Source organism: Paramesorhizobium deserti (assembly GCF_001558695.1).
Classification (GTDB): domain Bacteria; phylum Pseudomonadota; class Alphaproteobacteria; order Rhizobiales; family Rhizobiaceae; genus Paramesorhizobium; species Paramesorhizobium deserti.
Genome location: NZ_LNTU01000012.1, coordinates 147,913 through 164,588, shown reverse-complemented (window position 1 = coordinate 164,588; position 16,676 = coordinate 147,913). Strand labels below are relative to the sequence as shown.

General features: G+C 60.9%; 9 protein-coding genes. 4 read left to right on the top strand and 5 right to left on the bottom strand.

From position 1 onward, the window contains the following. Positions 1–122: 122 nt before the first annotated feature. Entirely contained in the window at positions 123–3,554 is a 3,432-nt protein-coding gene (locus tag ATN84_RS09860; protein WP_068881481.1) for a YhdP family protein, read from the bottom strand. 250 nt (positions 3,555–3,804) lie between these two features. Here ATN84_RS09860 and ATN84_RS09855 point away from each other — a divergent pair, with 250 nt between their 5' ends. The 3 genes from ATN84_RS09855 (at position 3,805) to ATN84_RS09845 (ending at position 6,528) form a co-directional block, all read left to right on the top strand. Continuing rightward, the gene (locus ATN84_RS09855; protein WP_068881480.1) at positions 3,805–4,272 is read left to right on the top strand and encodes a peroxiredoxin; all 468 of its coding nucleotides are present in this window, start codon (positions 3,805–3,807) and stop codon (positions 4,270–4,272) included. A gap of 5 nt (positions 4,273–4,277) precedes the next feature. Beyond that, complete coding sequence (locus tag ATN84_RS09850) at positions 4,278–5,108, top strand: ferritin-like domain-containing protein (protein WP_068881479.1); 831 nt, start codon at positions 4,278–4,280, stop codon at positions 5,106–5,108. Positions 5,109–5,217: 109 nt separating this feature from the next. After that, positions 5,218–6,528, top strand: coding sequence for a M23 family metallopeptidase (locus tag ATN84_RS09845; protein ID WP_244491056.1), 1,311 nt, complete (start codon positions 5,218–5,220; stop codon positions 6,526–6,528). A 216-nt stretch (positions 6,529–6,744) separates the two neighbouring features. Here the strand turns inward: ATN84_RS09845 and prfB are convergent. From prfB to ATN84_RS09830, 3 genes are all read right to left on the bottom strand, one after another. Beyond that, positions 6,745–7,873 (bottom strand): peptide chain release factor 2 gene (gene prfB / locus ATN84_RS09840; RefSeq protein ID WP_153020184.1). Its coding sequence is split into 2 segments (ribosomal slippage): positions 6,745–7,803 and positions 7,805–7,873, totalling 1,128 coding nucleotides; the frame shifts between segments, so codons are not numbered across the junction. 88 nt (positions 7,874–7,961) lie between these two features. Next, positions 7,962–10,427 carry a penicillin-binding protein 1A gene (locus tag ATN84_RS09835; protein WP_068881477.1) on the bottom strand — a complete coding sequence of 822 codons (2,466 nt, stop codon included), beginning with the start codon at positions 10,425–10,427 and terminating at the stop codon, positions 7,962–7,964. A gap of 256 nt (positions 10,428–10,683) precedes the next feature. Beyond that, on the bottom strand, positions 10,684–11,907 hold the full coding sequence (locus ATN84_RS09830) for an N-acetylmuramoyl-L-alanine amidase (RefSeq protein ID WP_244491055.1): 1,224 nt from the start codon (positions 11,905–11,907) through the stop codon (positions 10,684–10,686). A 650-nt stretch (positions 11,908–12,557) separates the two neighbouring features. On the opposite strand from ATN84_RS09830, the gene ATN84_RS09825 reads away from it, so the two are divergent. Beyond that, positions 12,558–15,407: an Rne/Rng family ribonuclease gene (locus ATN84_RS09825; RefSeq protein ID WP_068881475.1), complete on the top strand. Its 2,850-nt coding sequence runs from the start codon at positions 12,558–12,560 to the stop codon at positions 15,405–15,407. A 66-nt stretch (positions 15,408–15,473) separates the two neighbouring features. Here ATN84_RS09825 and ATN84_RS09820 read toward each other — a convergent pair whose 3' ends face one another. After that, positions 15,474–16,625: a pyridoxal phosphate-dependent aminotransferase gene (locus ATN84_RS09820; RefSeq protein WP_068881474.1), complete on the bottom strand. Its 1,152-nt coding sequence runs from the start codon at positions 16,623–16,625 to the stop codon at positions 15,474–15,476. Positions 16,626–16,676 lie beyond the last annotated feature (51 nt).

Below are 16,676 nucleotides of genomic sequence, written 5' to 3'. Positions count from 1 at the left end.
CGCATTCCACTGAGCGGATACGGACAATATCAACAGAGTTGATGACAGATGACGGAGACTGAGGAGATGTCCGGCAGGACAGAGGGGCGCTATCCGGCAAACCTGTCCATTCAGCCAACAAATCACTGAAACTCAAAAATCGACCTGAAAATGCCCGGCGCCATGACGGAGATCGGGTTGACGACGACTTGCGGCTGCTTGGCGCTGCCGGTGAGCTTGTAAGTGATGCCGATCAGGCCACGGTCGCGCCCGTTGCCAAGCAGCGCGCCCAGGATGGGCAATTCGCCGAAGAGCCGGTTAAGGCCGTAGGCGGGCATGAATGTTCCTGTAATCGACATATTGCCGTTCTGGTCGTAGAGCATACCCTGAAACGTCGTTCCGATCAGCGGCCCGCGAACCACGCCGCGTTTCAACGAGACATAGCCATTGCCCTTTTCGATCTGCACAAAACCGCGGTCGAACTGGACGCGCGAGACGTCAATGTCCTTGCGAACTGCCTCGTTGAGGCTGGTGCCGCCGGTTGACGGGGGACTTGAGACGATCTTGGAAAGGCGCGGCTCGTCGACGATGGCGAAATCCCGCGCCGCGACCTGTCCGCGCGGCGGTCCGTCACCCTGCGCCGTCAGGTTCACGCTGATCGCTCCGCCCTGCATCTTGTCGTAATAGTCGAAGAAGCGCAGCACCGCCCCCGCATCCGAGGACTGGAGCGAGACGGATTTGGCGCCGCTCTGGGTGCTGGTCGTCGCGGTGAAGGCTTTGCCAGAAGATGTCTTTGCGTTGATGGAAAGGCTCGAAACAGCCGAGCCTGCGCCTTCATAGGATATCGAGACATCCCGCAGCGTCTCGGAATTGAAACCGGTGACCTGGTCGATCTCGGCATTGACCACAAGCCTGGTCTTGCTGCTTCCGCCTCCTCCCGTGGTGCTTCCGCTTGCGGTAATCTGCTTGAGAAGCGCGCGTGCATCGAAGGAGGAACCGGTAATGTCGGCGCGATAACCGCCGCTGATGCGGCTGAACTTGACCGTCATGTCATCCGTCCGGTTCAAGCGGACCTGCTTGAACGTCGCGGAGCGCAGATCGCCATTTGAAACCGTGAGATCACCCTGCAGGCGGAAGGCATCGCCGGAGAGATCGAGATCCTTGATTTCGAAATTGCTGTTGTCCAGACGGTTCGACGCAAGCGTCAGCCTGGCCTTGGCCGGGACACCTGCGCCTTTCTTCCATCCGATCCAGGGAATGTTGATTTCCGTTTTGGTCAGGTCGGCAGTGACGGAGCGCTCATTGCCGACGGCCATCCCCATATCGACGATCATGGCCCCCGAAAAGATGCCGCTCAGCCCCGGAAGCACCTTCGCCCGCACCTTGTCGTCCAGCTCCAGCTTGATCGTCTGCTGCTTCTTGACGGCGGAATCACCGATCGGCTGGGTGATGTCCAGTGTCGCCGGAATGCCGTCCAGCCTGGCATCCGCCTTGATCTGCGCGACATCGGGCGTGATTTGCAAGGTGCCGGTTGCCCCCGTCACCTGCTGATCATCTATCGGCTTTGAGATGTCGAGGTCGGAAAAATCGAGATCCGCGTTCCATTTGAGGCTGCCCTTGGGCGCATCTTTGGTCACCGGAAATGTCACGAAGATGCGCGACGAGACATCGCCGGCCACTTCCTCCGGCGTGAATGGCGCATGCTTCAGCGCATCGATCGGCTTATAACTGATGATCTCGGCGATCGCCGCCGCATCGCCCTTCACGGTGATGTCGAGATCGGCCAGCACCGGCCGCTGCGGCCCCCAGGGAATGATGAGCGTGCCCTTGGAAACATCCGCCCTACGGTTGCTGGGGGTATAGGCCGTGCCCTCCTCGAGCGTCACGGTCGTGTGCGCTCCGCGCACGGTCACGGCGCCGGTCGCATCACGCACCGGCGGCAGATCGCCGACCACGTCGAAACGCGTATCCGAAATCTGGAAATCAGCCTTTATCTCGTCCGCGGTCAGCGGCGGCGGCCGCCCTGGGCCGTTGAACCGCCCGGCGGGAAAGGCGATGTCGATCTGGCTGTTCGCCAGCTTTCCGCCATAGAGATTGGTGAGCACCCAAAGGCGAGCGCCATCTGCCACGTCGATCGGCCAGAGCTGCTTCGCGTGAGCCACCGGCATTTCGGGAATGCGCAAGAGGAAGATCGTCTCCGGCGTCCCGTTGCCGAAGGTCATGCTGCCCTGGCCGTAGAGTTCGCCGCCCGAGGTCTTGACGCTCAAGTCGTTGAAATCGAGCTGGTCCTTTTCGTTGAGATATCGCCCCGCGATGCGCACGGCGAAAGGCAATGCCGGTTCCGTTGATTCTTTGGGCGCGGAAACCGCGGAACGGGTGACGATCTCGAAGCGATAGGCCGGATCCGCGGTGTCTTCCTCGGGTTCCGGCCCGATGGCGCCGTCGAACTGCGCCTCCATGCCACCGAGCGTCAAAGTCGAGGGTTGAAGCTCGATCTTTCCGCTGCCCACCACCTGTTCGAAATTCAGAACCACCGCTGCGGGAACATCCGCATTGCGGCCGAGATCCATCTTGCCTTCCGCGACGCTCAGCTGCCCCGTGATTTGCGCCGGCTTCTCGGCGGCAGCCGCCTTGCCGGTGAGCCGCAGATTGGCATCGCCGCGAAGCCGGAAATGCGCCGGATTGACCCGCCCATCGGCGATCTCCTCCGTGATCTCCGGCGGAGGATCGATGTTGACCGGAATACCGTCGACGCTGATGTCGAAGGCAGACACCCCGGCATCACCGCCGCGCTCCACCTCGCCGGTCATGGCGATTGTCTTGCCTTCCCAGTTGAAGGTTCCTTCCAGCGCGATCTTGCCGTTCTTCTCAGCCAGGCTCGCCTTGCGAACCTCCAGCGTTTTTTCCTCATCCATCAGCTTGAACCGGATCGAAGTGTTCAGCACCACGATCGAACGGGTCGAGCGCTGATCGAGAAGCGCGACACGCTGAGCGATCGCGTCGAACAGCAACTGCGAAACGGCACCGAAATCGATCAATCCCTTGGAATCACGCGGCAGCGAAGCCAACAGTCCCTGGGTTTCCCCCGTCTCGGACAACTTCATATCCGCGCCGTCGACCTCCACCCGCGCGATTCGCACCTCGCCCGCGAGAAGCGCCAGCGGCGCGAGACCGAGCTTGACCGACCGAATCCCATCGACCGAAAAGCCGTCCTTCGGATCCGAAACGGAAACGTCCTCGGCTTCGAGCGCGATATGGTATCTCTGGTCAAGGGAAACGCGGGCGCCGGAAAGCGAGGTCACCGCGTCGCTGCCGGCCACCGACTGCAGCGCGTTGCGCGCCTCTCGCGTCAGCGCCTCGCCGCTTATGCCGCCGCGCAGGACCACAAAAGCCGCAACCGCGACAATGCTGAAGAGAATCCCGATGGAGAGCAGACTGCGGCAGGTCAGCCAGACAAGCGAGCGCCTGCGCGGGCAGTGAACAGGAGGCGCTGCCTGCTCACAAGCCGAGGGATAAAGATGTAGTTCTCTTATATCGCGCTTTCGGAAGCGGATTTTTTCGGGCTTCGCAGTCAAATTCCCACGCCGATAGATCAGAACCTCGTCGGGACGCCATGGACGATTCCCGTAATCATCATTATTGCACTAGAACCTAAAAGTACCGGTGTCCTTTCGATTCTGAAACTCATCAATGAAGCCGACATTCGAATAGTATCGGATTTCAGAATCAAAATAACACCGGATTCGGAAGATGGAGCCTGGCACCCCACCACCCGACGGAACATCATCCAACAAGCACGCACATCCACAAAAGAAAGGCATTGATATGGCTGCTCCGGATATTGGCGACATCGCGCCGGATTTCTCCCTCCCTCGCGACGGCGGCGGAACGCTTTCTCTCTCCGCGCTCCGGGGCAAGCCGGTCATTCTCTATTTCTACCCCAAGGACGATACCAGTGGTTGTACGCAGGAGGCCATAGAATTCTCTGGATTGAAAGGCGATTTCGACAGGATCGGTGCGACCGTCATCGGCATGTCGCCCGACAGCGTCAAGAAGCACGACAAGTTCAAGGCAAAGCACGATCTGAACGTCGAGCTCGCCGCGGATGAGGAAAAGGGCGTTCTTCAAGCCTATGGCGTATGGGTGGAGAAAAGCATGTATGGGCGCAAATATATGGGCGTCGAGCGCACTACCTTCCTGATCGGCCCGGATGGCAGGATCATCCGCGTCTGGCGCAAGGTCAAGGTTCCCGGCCACGCCGCCGAAGTGCTGGAAGCCGCAAAGGCTCTCTGATCCCTATGACGCCTGGGATAACAACTGGCGAGACAAGTCTGCGTGGCGGCGCCATACGGGCAATCCTCACGGACGATCTCGACCTCAAGGTCCGCCTGACGCGCGAATCGGCTGCCCGCTGGTTCGCGCGCACGCTTTCGGTGCGCAGCCCCCTCGACCCGCCGATCCCAGACCGGCCGGGTCGGCCGGAGAAGCCGGAACTCGTGCCGCCGCGCATGCTCAAGAAGCGCTCGCTCAACACCGAGGCCGGCCGCATCGCGCTCATGCACGCGCTGGCCCACATCGAGCTGAACGCCATCGATCTGGCGCTCGACATCGTCGCACGTTTCGCGGCGCAGCCCGTGCCGCGCAGCTTCTTCGACGGGTGGATGAAGGTGGCCGATGACGAGGCCCGTCATTTCACGCTGCTGCGCAACCGCCTGCGCGCGCTCAATGCGGATTATGGCGACCTGCCGGCTCATGACGGGCTGTGGCAGGCGGCGCATCAGACGAGGAATGATCTGCAGGCCCGGCTGGCCGTCGTGCCGCTCATTCTGGAGGCCCGCGGCCTAGACGTTACGCCCTCGCTGATCGAGAAGATGCTGGAGACCGGCGATACCGAGACCGCCGCCATTCTCGATATCATCTACAATGACGAGAAGCGGCACGTCGCCGTCGGCGCCAAATGGTTCCGCTTCTTCTGCGCGCGCAACAGGATCGATCCCGTCGCGCGATTCCAGGAACTCGTGCGCCTCAATTTCCGCGGAGAGCTGAAACCGCCCTTCAACGATCTCGCCCGCGCCGAAGCCGGCCTGACGCCCTCCTTCTATCGCGCGCTTTCTCCTCTTTCCACCTGATATGGCCCGTGTTCGGGGGCGATCGCACCCCTTTTCAATGCTTTGTTAACCCTAACAGAGTGTAATCAAAACACAGATTATTGTCGTCCAATGTCGAATGGCCAAGCCCGTGACCAATGAAAGCCGCCCTTCCCTTTTCGGAAAGCGAAAAGAGCCGCATACGATCATCATAGCGCGCGGCGATGCGGTCAGCCATTTCACCATCCGCCCCTGGATGCTGGCCATTGGCGGCTCCGTCTGCGCCGCCGCCGCAATTGGCTACCTGCTGGCGACATCCTATCTTGTCATGCGCGACGACCTGATCGGCGCGAGCATCGCCCGCCAAGCGCGGATGCAACAGCTCTATGAAGACCGGATATCAGCATTACGCGCCCAAGTGGACAGAATCACTAGCCGTCAATTGCTCGACCAGCGGGTGATGGAGGACAAGGTCGCCGAGCTGATCGAACGGCAGAAGACCTTGAGCCGACGCAGCGGCCGCCTCGCCCCTCTCCTGAAGCGCGCAACTGGCGGCGTTCCCATTCCGGAAGCCCGGCCGGAAACCTTGGAGCAGCAGACACAGCTCTTGTCGGCGGATGATCCTGCCGACGGGATATTTGTCGGCATCGACCCCATCATCACTGGACCGGTTCCTGCCCAGGCCAAGCCAGAGAAGGCCGGACGGGATGCGCTGCGTCCCTCGGAGGGGCTTTCAGGCCAATCGGCGACTGAAAAAGCCGAAGAGATCTTCCAGACGATCAACCATTCGCTGCAACTGCTTGAGACGGAGCAGTTCCACAAGGTGCGTGATCTGACCGAAAGCGCCTTCGAAACCGCCGACAATATTTCCGAAACGCTCAATGCAGCCGGGCTGAAGATCGAGAGCCAGGATGGCGAGACGGGCATGGGCGGTCCACTCATCACCACCGATTCGCCGGCGGAAAGCGTCGCCAGTTTCGATATGCAGCTGCAGGACCTCGACACGGCGCTCGACCGGCTCGACCGGCTCAAGAAGGCTGTACGCACCCTTCCGATCGCCAATCCCGCGCCCGGAATGCCCGTCACCAGCCTTTTCGGCGTGCGGCGCGATCCACTGCTCGGCACTCCAGCTTTTCATGCCGGCATCGATTTTCGTGCCCATAGGGGACAGAACGTGACAGCAACCGCCGGCGGCATCGTGACAAAAGCTGGCCGTAATGGCGGGTACGGCAATATGGTGGAGATCGATCATGGCAACGGGTTCACCAGCCGCTACGCCCATCTGAGCCGTGTCCTGGTGAGTGAAAATGAGAAAGTCTCATTCGGCGCCGTTATCGGCGAGGCTGGCAGCACCGGGCGCTCCACCGGCCCGCATTTGCATTATGAGGTTCGCCGCAACGGTAAGGCCGTCAATCCCGCAAACTTCCTGAAAACCGGCCGCCAGATCGAAAAGCTGCTCTAAGAGCATTTCACTTTTAGGCGGAAACGGTCGTGTCTTCTTCATCGTTGTGGCAACGGCCACCGTAGAGGCCTGGATCCCAGTGCTTGTCACTGGGATCCAGGCCTCTACGTCGTCATCGCCCCAACGGTCCGGATTCGGATTCAAACGTTTCTCTCAAACCGTGAATGGGCCTAGACCGGAATAAAAAAGCCCGGCTTCCACCGGGCTTTTTCTTTATCAGGCGATGTCTTCGACCTGAACATCCCCGCCATGAACACGGTGCGCAAGCGCCGCCTCCATGAACGGATCGAGCTCGCCATCGAGAACGTCCTGCGGGCTGGTGCTTTCCATGCCCGTGCGCAAATCCTTCACCAACTGATAGGGCTGCAGCACATAAGAGCGGATCTGATGTCCCCAGCCGATATCCGTCTTGGAGGCGGCAACGGCATCGGCGGCCTCCTCGCGCTTCTTCAGCTCTTCCTCATAGAGGCGCGCCCGCAGCATCGCCCAGGCCGTTGCCCGGTTCTTGTGCTGCGACCGCTCGGCCTGGCACTGCACGACGATGCCCGTCGCGATATGCGTGATGCGCACCGCCGAATCGGTCGTGTTGACGTGCTGGCCGCCGGCGCCGGAAGCCCGGTAGGTATCGATGCGCACATCCGATTCCGTTACGGCCACCTCGATATTTTCATCGATGACCGGATAGATCCAGATGCTGGCGAACGACGTGTGACGCCGCGCATTCGAATCATAGGGCGAGATGCGCACGAGCCTGTGTACGCCCGATTCGGTCTTCAGCATGCCATAGGCATTGTGCCCCTTGACCAGGATGGTCGCGGATTTGATGCCCGCCTCTTCGCCGTCATGCACTTCGAGCACTTCGACCTTCATGCCGCTGCGCTCGGCCCAGCGCGTATACATGCGCAAGAGCATCGACGCCCAGTCCTGGCTCTCGGTGCCGCCAGCGCCGGCATGCACTTCGAGATAGGTGTCGTTGGCATCGGCCTCGCCCGAAAGCAGGGTATCAATCTGTCGCTTGTCGATGTCGCGCTTCAGCTCGCGGATGGTTTCCTCGGCATCCTCGATGATGGATTTGTCGCCCTCCTCCTCGCCAAGGGCGATGAGTTCGACGCTGTCATCGAGCGACTGCGAGAGACGGCGGATTTCCGCGATGCTGTCCTCGAGCTGCTGGCGCTCACGCATCAGCTTCTGAGCTTCCTGCGCGTCATTCCACAGATTGGGGTCTTCGGCTTGCTGGTTGAGATAGTCCAACCTTTTCAGTGACTGATCCCAGTCAAAGATGCCTCCTCAGCAGGCCTACGCCCTGCTTGATTTCGTCGACAAGCGTCTCGATTTCGGCTCGCATTCGCTATCCGTTCCTTCAAGTCATATTTGCGGATTTTAAGTGCGGCGGAACATAGTGACAGCCCCGCCGCGTGTAAAGGCGAAACCTGCTAATAAAGTCCGCCGGAACCCGAGGTGATGGCGCGCGTCGCCTGCGGCGATTGCGGCCTTATCGGAGCACCCTCGCGGAAACTGTCCATACCGATGACCGAATAGGAATCGGCGGGACCGGTCCCGGGCTTGAACGCCTCCATGATGACATCAGGCCCGCCCGGTTCGGCGCGCATGCCGCTGCGGCGGTTGATGGCGATCAGCTTCATGCCCTCCGGCACGCGGAAATCGGTCTTCGGCTTGCCGACCAGCGCCTGATCCATGAAATCCTTGAACACCGGCGCGGCAAGCCCGCCGCCCGTAAAGCCATGGCCGAGCGGCGTCGGCGTATCGAATCCCATGAAGACACCGACCACCAGATCCGGCGTAAAGCCGACGAACCACGCGTCCTTTTCGTCATTGGTGGTGCCGGTCTTGCCGGCGAGCGGCCGGTCGAGGCTTTTCAAGATCTGCGCCGTGCCGCGCTGGACCACTCCCTCCATCATCGAGGTGATCTGATAGGCGGTCATCGGATCGAGAACCTGATCGCGGTCGTCGATGAGCTCCGGCTCCGGTTGGTTGACCCAGGCGGTGGCGGTGCAACCGTCGCATTTGCGCTGATCGTGCTTGAAGATGGTCTTGCCGTAACGGTCCTGGATACGGTCGATCATCGAGGGCACGATGCTGCGGCCGCCATTGGCGATGATCGAATAGGCCGTGACCATGCGCAGCACCGTCGTCTCGCCCGAGCCGAGCGACATGGCGAGAACCGGCAGCATCTTGTCGTAGATACCGAACCGCTCCGCATATTCGGCCACGAGCTTCATGCCCATGTCCTTGGCAAGGCGCACGGTCATCAGGTTGCGCGACTGCTCGATGCCGTAGCGCAGGGTCGACGGACCGGCGAACTTGCCGGAATAGTTCTTCGGCGCCCATATGCCGAGCGAGCCTCCCTGGTCCACCTCTATCGGGCCGTCCAGCACCACCGATGCGGGTGTATAGCCATTGTCGAGCGCGGCCGCATAGACGAACGGCTTGAAGGACGAACCGGGCTGGCGATAGGCCTGCGTGGCGCGATTGAACTCCGATTCCGCATAGGAGAAGCCGCCGACCATCGACAGAACACGGCCCGTATGCGGATCCATGGCCACCATCGCACCTTCGACCTTCGGCGGTTGGCGCAGAACATAGGCGCTGTCGCTTCCCTCCTTCTTCTCGACATAAACGACGTCGCCGACATTCAGCACGCCCTCGGGCGATTTGGCGGTGGTCCGATTGTCATCTTTGTCGAGAAGCCGCATGGCCCATTTCATGTCGGCGGCGGCGATGAAGCCTTTCTTGCGCTCCTTGCTGCGCGCACCGGAAATCTCACGCGGCGGCTGCAGGCCGATATCCGCGCCTTCCTTGCTTACGTCGAGCACAACCGCGAGCTGCCATTCCGGCACATCGGAAAAGGCTTCGATCTCGCCCAGCGGCACGCCCCAGTCGCTGCCGGGTTCGATATGCTTCACCGGACCACGATATCCCTTGGCCTGGTCGTATTTGATAAGGCCCTTCTGCAGCGCACTGCGCGCCATCACCTGGAGCTTGGGATCGAGCGTCGTGCGCACTGACAGGCCACCCTCATAGAGCGCGTCCGTGCCGTATTTGGCGATGATCTGGCGACGCACTTCCTCGGTGAAATATTCCGAAGCGAAGAGATAATTACCATTGGCGCGCGGCGTGACGCCGAGCGGCTCCGCCTTTGCCGCGGTCCCTTCCTCCTCGGTCACATAACCGTTCTCCACCATGCGGTCGATAACCCAGTTGCGGCGCTCGATGGCGCGCTCGGTCTGGCGGAAGGGATGATAGTTCGACGGCCCTTTCGGCAGGGCGGCGAGATAAGCCGCTTGGGCGACGCTGAGTTCGGTCACCGATTTGTCGAAATAGGTAAGCGCCGCACCGGCCACGCCATAGGCGCCGAGACCGAAGAATATCTCGTTGAGGTAGAGTTCAAGGATGCGGTCTTTCGAATAGGCCTGCTCGATCCGCAGCGCCAGAATGGCTTCCTTGATCTTGCGGTCGTAGGTCTGCTTCGATGAAAGCAGGAAGTTCTTCGCCACCTGCTGGGTGATCGTCGAGGCGCCGACCGGGCGCTTGCCCGTGCCCATATTCCTCAGATTGGTGACCACCGCACGGGCAAGCCCGCTGACGTCAACGCCGGGATGCTCGTAGAAATTCTTGTCTTCAGCGGAAATGAAGGCTGCTTTGACGCGATCCGGAATGACCTGAATCGGCACATAGAGGCGCCGCTCCCTGGCAAATTCGGCCATCAGGCTGCCGTTGGAAGCGTGAATACGGGTCGTCACCGGCGGTTCATATTGCGCAAGCACCTCATAATTCGGCAGTTCCTTGCTGAGATTGCCGACATAGAGAGCTATTCCGCCTGCGACCAGGAGAAACAGCACTGCGCCGATTCCGAAGAAATATCCGATGAGTCTTACCATATGTATTCGGATTCCTGCCTTCAGATTACCCGTGTGTCAAATCGCGCGCCGAAACGATAACCGTTGCAGCATGTAAACAGGAGCGTCTTCCACGAAACAACGCCATATGCCGCCGCGCATATCGCCTCCCCCGCATCATGAAGGCTACTGACCAGCAAATGCGACAAAGGCAAGGTCATTTCGCCATAATTCAGGATTTAAGCACGATAACAAGGGATTCGCCATGCTAAATAGGTAACTGTGTTGCAGAGTAACCTCACCCTTTGGTGAAAGTACGACCAGTCTTTAAGGTGGAAAATCGCTTGATCGCCTCCGCCAGCCGGTCTGCGACACGCGCCCGCCAGGCAGGATCGGTCATCAGCTTTTCATCCTCGGCATTCGAGAGATAGCCGATCTCCACCAGCACAGACGGCACATCGGGCGCCCGCAGGACCTGGAATCCGGCGTAGCGATGCGGATTGTTGATGAGATTCGTCTCGCCTTCCAGCGCCTGGACCACCTTGCTGGCGAAATTGAGCGAGAAGGCGTGGGTTTCCCGGCGCGTCAGATCCATGAGGATGTCGGTAACCTCCGGCGGCTCCTCATGCGCAATCCCGGCAATAGCGTCCGACTTGTTCTCGCGCTCCGCCATGGCGCGGGCCATGTTATCCGAGGCCTTGTCGGAAATGGTGTAGACGGTCGCGCCGCGGATATTGCGCAGATTGATCTTGTCGGCATGGACGGAGATGAAGAGATCGGCTTCATGCTGCCGCGCGATGCGTACCCGTTCGTTGAGCCGCAGGAACGTGTCGTCGTCGCGGGTCATCATCACCCGCATGTTCGCATTCCCGGCAAGAGCGTCGCGCAACGCCTGCGCGAAGGCCAGCGTCACATCCTTCTCCCTGACGCCGCTGGAGCTCTCGGCTCCTGCATCGATGCCGCCATGGCCGGGATCGATCATCACGGTAAAGATGTGCGGCGGAACGGGATCCTCATTCTTGCCGATGCGGTCGCCCTTCGGCTCCAGCTTCGTCGAGCCCGTGCTGGCGTTCTGCGCCTTGATCGCCTCGGCAAATTCACGATCCGATGTCGCCACCATGTCGGCCACCAGGCGATAGCCCGGTGCATTCTCGTTTTTCAGGACGCGCAGCCCCTCGACCTTGAAAGGCCCGCGCAGCGTCAGGATCATCCGCGACCGGTCCTGGCCCATCAGGCCATAGCGCACATCGGTGACGAGCCCGCGCGGCTCCAGCGATTTCTTGTCGAAGCCGAAGCTCGCCCTCGGCAGATCGATCACCAGCCGGTTCGGATGCTGCAGGAGAAGCGTCGACAGTTCCGGCTCACGGTCGAACATGACGACGACGCGCGTGCGCAATTCATCGCCCGCCATGCGAAATGTGAGGGCGGAAAGCGCGTCGCCTGCCTGTGCGACGGTCGCCAGGGCAAGCAGAAAGAGGGAAAAGCAGGCCAGCAAATGCCCGATGCGGCTAGAGATGTTCATTTTCTCCAATGTCATGGAAAATGCCGATATGGTTTTTGCTACCCGGAACGCCTACATCCTACGCAATCGTAAACGAGAAGTAACGACCCAGGGTTAACGAAGCGTTTCGCGACCGATTGAGCTCGGCTCTCCGTTCCCGCCTCTGCAACATTGTGTCTTGTCATTGCACAAGTCAGGCCATAAAAGCAAAGTCGGGTTACAAATTTGCCGTCGGAATCAATTCCGGCAACGCCCGAAGGATCGGGACTGGTTGCAGAGGTTTTGCGAAGGAGCGGCAAGGACGGTCTGAAAACCGTCCGGTAGCCAGCACAGAATTTGGCGGAAGGTGAATCACTTCATTTCCGCTCAGTAAAAGGATGAAGAGCGCCGATCAGACGCCTTCATCTGCTCCATGCGAGCACAAAGGTCGGTCCGGCTTTTCCGGACCATGTATGAGGTCGTTTCGTTTGGAACAGATATGGGTCATGCAGAATTGACCAGAACCAGCCTGAATATCGCGATCGCCAGCAGGCAGTTGCGCGTGAAGGCTGACCTAGCTGTCCCAGCGAACCCAAGATTATCCGGCAAGCGCAGAGTTACGCGGTCGAACGCTATGGAAGCGTCCCCCCGACCGTTCGTCATGCGCCCTGACGCCGGAGGGAAAAACAATAATGTCAAACAAAATGCTTATCGATGCCTCCCACCAGGAGGAGACCCGGGTCGTCGTGGTTCGGGGCAACCGAATTGAAGAATTCGACTTCGAATCGGAACACAAGAAGCAGCTGAAGGGAAACATCTATCTCGCGCGCGTAACGCGTGTCGAACCCTCGCTGCAGGCTGCCTTCGTCGAGTATGGCGGCAATCGCCACGGATTTCTCGCTTTCAGCGAAATCCATCCCGACTATTACCAGATACCCGTTGCCGATCGCATCGCCCTCCTCGAAGCCGAGGCGCAGGCTGCCAGCGAAGAGGACGAGGATGACGAAACCAACGGCCGCGGCGAGCGCAGCGAAAAGCCGCGTCGTGGCAAGCGTGCTCGGCCCGAAGACGAAAGTGTAAAGGCCGAAAGTGGTGAAGAGGAAACCGTCGCGGACGAACAGGCCGACGACGACGAGCAGAATGGCGGTTCCGAAGGCCCGGCTATGGCCGCCGCGATTGAAGGCGACGTCATTTCCGAGGATATCGCGCAGACGGCCGATTCCGCCGAGGAAGAGGCGGATGCTGCCGATGAAGGTGCGAAAAGACGCCCGTCCTCGAAAAGGCGCCGGAAGGATGCCGATGACGATAATGACGGCGCGCAGGACGAAGCCGATATCGTCGAATCGGTCGGCGCGGAGGATGCGCTGGAGGAAGTGCCGACGCATCAGCGCTTCCAGCGCCGCCAGTACAAGATCCAGGAAGTCATCAAGCGTCGCCAGATATTGCTGGTTCAGGTGGTCAAGGAAGAGCGCGGCAACAAAGGCGCTGCGCTGACGACCTATCTCTCGCTCGCAGGCCGCTACTCGGTGTTGATGCCCAATACGGCTCGCGGTGGCGGCATCTCCCGCAAGATCACCAATCCGGCCGACCGCAAGCGCCTGAAGGAGATCGTCAAGGAGCTCGAAGTGCCGAAGGGCATGGGCGTGATCCTGCGTACCGCCGGCGCCAACCGCACCAAGGCCGAGGTCAAGCGCGACTATGAATATCTCATGCGGCTTTGGGAGAATGTCCGCACGCTGACGCTGCAATCGACGGCCCCCGCCCTCGTCTATGAGGAGGGCAGCCTGATCAAGCGCTCCATTCGCGATCTCTACAACAAGGACATCGGCGAGATCCTCGTTGCCGGCGAAGAGGGCTATCGCGAGGCCAAGGATTTCATGCGCATGCTCATGCCGAGCCATGCCAAGGCGGTGCAACCCTATCGCGATCAGGTGCCGATCTTCGCCCGCAACGGCATCGAGGCGCAGCTCGACCGTATGCTGCAGCCGCAGGTGACGCTGAAATCCGGCGGCTACATCATCATCAACCAGACGGAAGCGCTGGTCGCCATCGACGTCAATTCCGGCCGTTCCACCCGCGAGCACTCCATCGAGGACACCGCGCTCCAGACCAATCTCGAAGCGGCGGAGGAAGTAGCACGGCAATTGCGTCTGCGCGATCTCGCCGGGCTGATCGTCATCGACTTCATCGACATGGAGGAGAAGCGCAACAACCGCGCCGTCGAAAAGCGGATGAAGGATTGCCTGAAGGACGACCGCGCACGCATCCAGGTCGGGCGCATCTCGCATTTCGGCCTGCTCGAAATGTCGCGTCAACGCATCCGGGCATCGGTTCTCGAAAGCACGATGCAGGTCTGCTCGCATTGCGGTGGAACTGGCTATATCCGCTCGGCTTCCTCCGTGGCGCTGCACGTCATGCGCTCCATCGAGGAATATCTGCTGCGCCACTCGCAGCACAATATCATCGTGCGGACGCCTGTCACGACCGCGCTCTATGTGCTCAACCACAAGCGCAAGAATCTCGCCGATCTCGAAGCCCGCTTCGGCCTGACGATCGATATCGAAGCTGATGACAGCATCGGCTCGCAGCATCTCGCCATCGACAAGGGAACACCGGCGCTCGGGCCGGTTACCCCTGCCCCCGTCTCGCCGCCCTCTCTCGATTTCATCATCGAGGAGGAACCGGACGAGGTGGAATTCCCCTCAGAGGATGATGAGGCAGAGACGGACGGCGTCTCCGCCGCCAGGGAGGAGCGTTCCGATGAAGGCGGCCGCAAGCGCCGCCGTCGCCGGCGTCGCCGTGGCGGACGCGACCGTGACGGCCAGGAAGCCGCAGTCGCCGCCGAGGTTTCGTCGGATGATCTCGTCGCCGAAACCGGAGACGCCTCCGAGGAAGACGGCGAGTTTGCCGAAGCATCGGCAGAGGCCGAGACCAGTGAGGAGGAGCGCCGGAAGAAGCGCCGCCGCGGCCGCCGGGGCGGACGCAAGAACCGCCGCAACGAGGATGAGGCAAACGGCAACGTCGAAGCCGCTTCCGGCGAAGAAGTAGCCGGTGATGCAGATGGAGGCGAAGCTGCTCCCGTTGCGGAATTGAGCACGACGCCGGAGGAAATACCGGCCGAGGCCGCTGCTCCCGTCCCGGAAGACGCCGAGGCTGCCGCAAGCGTCGAAGCCAAGCCCGCGAAGAAGCCGGCGCGCCGCCGCACGGCCAAGGCGAAGCTGGTGGAAGAAGCGGTTGCCGAAGCCGTCCAGGATCTCGATGCCCCGCCTGCCGAAGAAGCCGCCCCACAGGAAAAGCCGGCCAAGCCCGCCCGCAAGAGCCGGAAGAAGGTTGCCCCCGCAGCTGAGACGGCCGAAGTAGAAGTGAAGGCGGAAACGCCACCCGCCGCCGAAGAGAAGGCGGAGGAGACCCCGGCTTCGGAAAAATCGGTCGCCGTGCCGCCGGAAGCGAGCAAGCCCGTCGTCACGTCAAGCTCGTCTGACCAGGACAGCCAGCCCAAGCGGAAGCGCGCCGGCTGGTGGCAGAAGAAGGGTTTCTTCTGAAAATGATTGCGTAAATAGGAAATGCAAAAACCGGCGGAAACGCCGGTTTTTGTTTGGTTTTTACGCTCAGGACAACCAGTCGGCCAGTCGTTCCACGGCCTCTTCGATGTCCTCGACCTTGCCGGCATAGGAAAACCGCATCGTGCGATGACCTTCGATCGGATCGAAATCATGGCCGGGCGTCGCCGCGACATTCGTCTCCGCTATCATGCGATGGGCGAAATCCATGCTGTCATTGGTGAAGCGTGAGATATCGCAATAGGCGTAGAAGGCGCCGTCCATCGGCGCGGCTAGCGCCAGGCCGATCTCGGGCAGGCGCCGCATCAATATTTCCCTGCTGCGGCGATAGCGCGATTTGACCGCCTCCAGTTCCGCCGTCGCCCCGAAGGCCTCAACCGCCGCGATCTGGGAGAGCTCGGGCGCTGAGATATAGAGGCTTTGCGCGACACGCTCGATCGGCCGCACCGCTTCTTTCGGCAGCACCATCCAGCCAATGCGCCAACCCGTCATGCAATAATATTTCGAGAAGGAATTGATGACGGTGACGTCGGCGGCGAATGAAAGCGCCGTGACATCCTCATGCTCATAGGAAAGCCGGTGATAGATCTCGTCGGAAATCACCCGGATGCCGAGTTCCTGTGCGGTTTCGATGATATCACGCAGCGCAGCGGGCGCGATGACTGCTCCCGTCGGATTGGCAGGACTGGCGAAGAGCACCCCCTTCAACGGTTTTTCCGCATGCGCGGCGCGCAACGCATCCGCCGTCAGCGAAGCCTCGGCGCCGCCCCCGGTGGCGATTTCCACGACCTCCAAGCCAAGCGCGCGCAGGATGTTGCGGTAGGCGGGATAGCCCGGACGGGTGATCGCCACCCGGTCTCCCGGATCGAAATATACGAGGAACGCCAGGTTGAAGGCCGCCGAAGATCCCGTCGTGACGGCAATGCGCGCGGGATCGACGCTCACATCATAGTGATCGTGATAGTGGGCGGCGATCGCCTCGCGCAAGGCTTTAAGCCCGAGTGCGTCCGTATAGCTGATCCGCCCGTCGCGCAGCGCGCGCTCGGCCGCCCCGCGCACTGCCAGAGGCGCCGGGTCGGCCGGCTGGCCCACCGCCATCGAGATCACGGGATGGCCGGCTGCGCGCCTGCGGTTGGCTTCCGCCAGAACATCCATTGCATGGAACGGCTCGACGGCGCTGCGACCTGAGAAAACAGTCAAAAACCTACCTCCCGAAACGGGCGAATCCTCGCCCGACAATCTGCGCGGCAC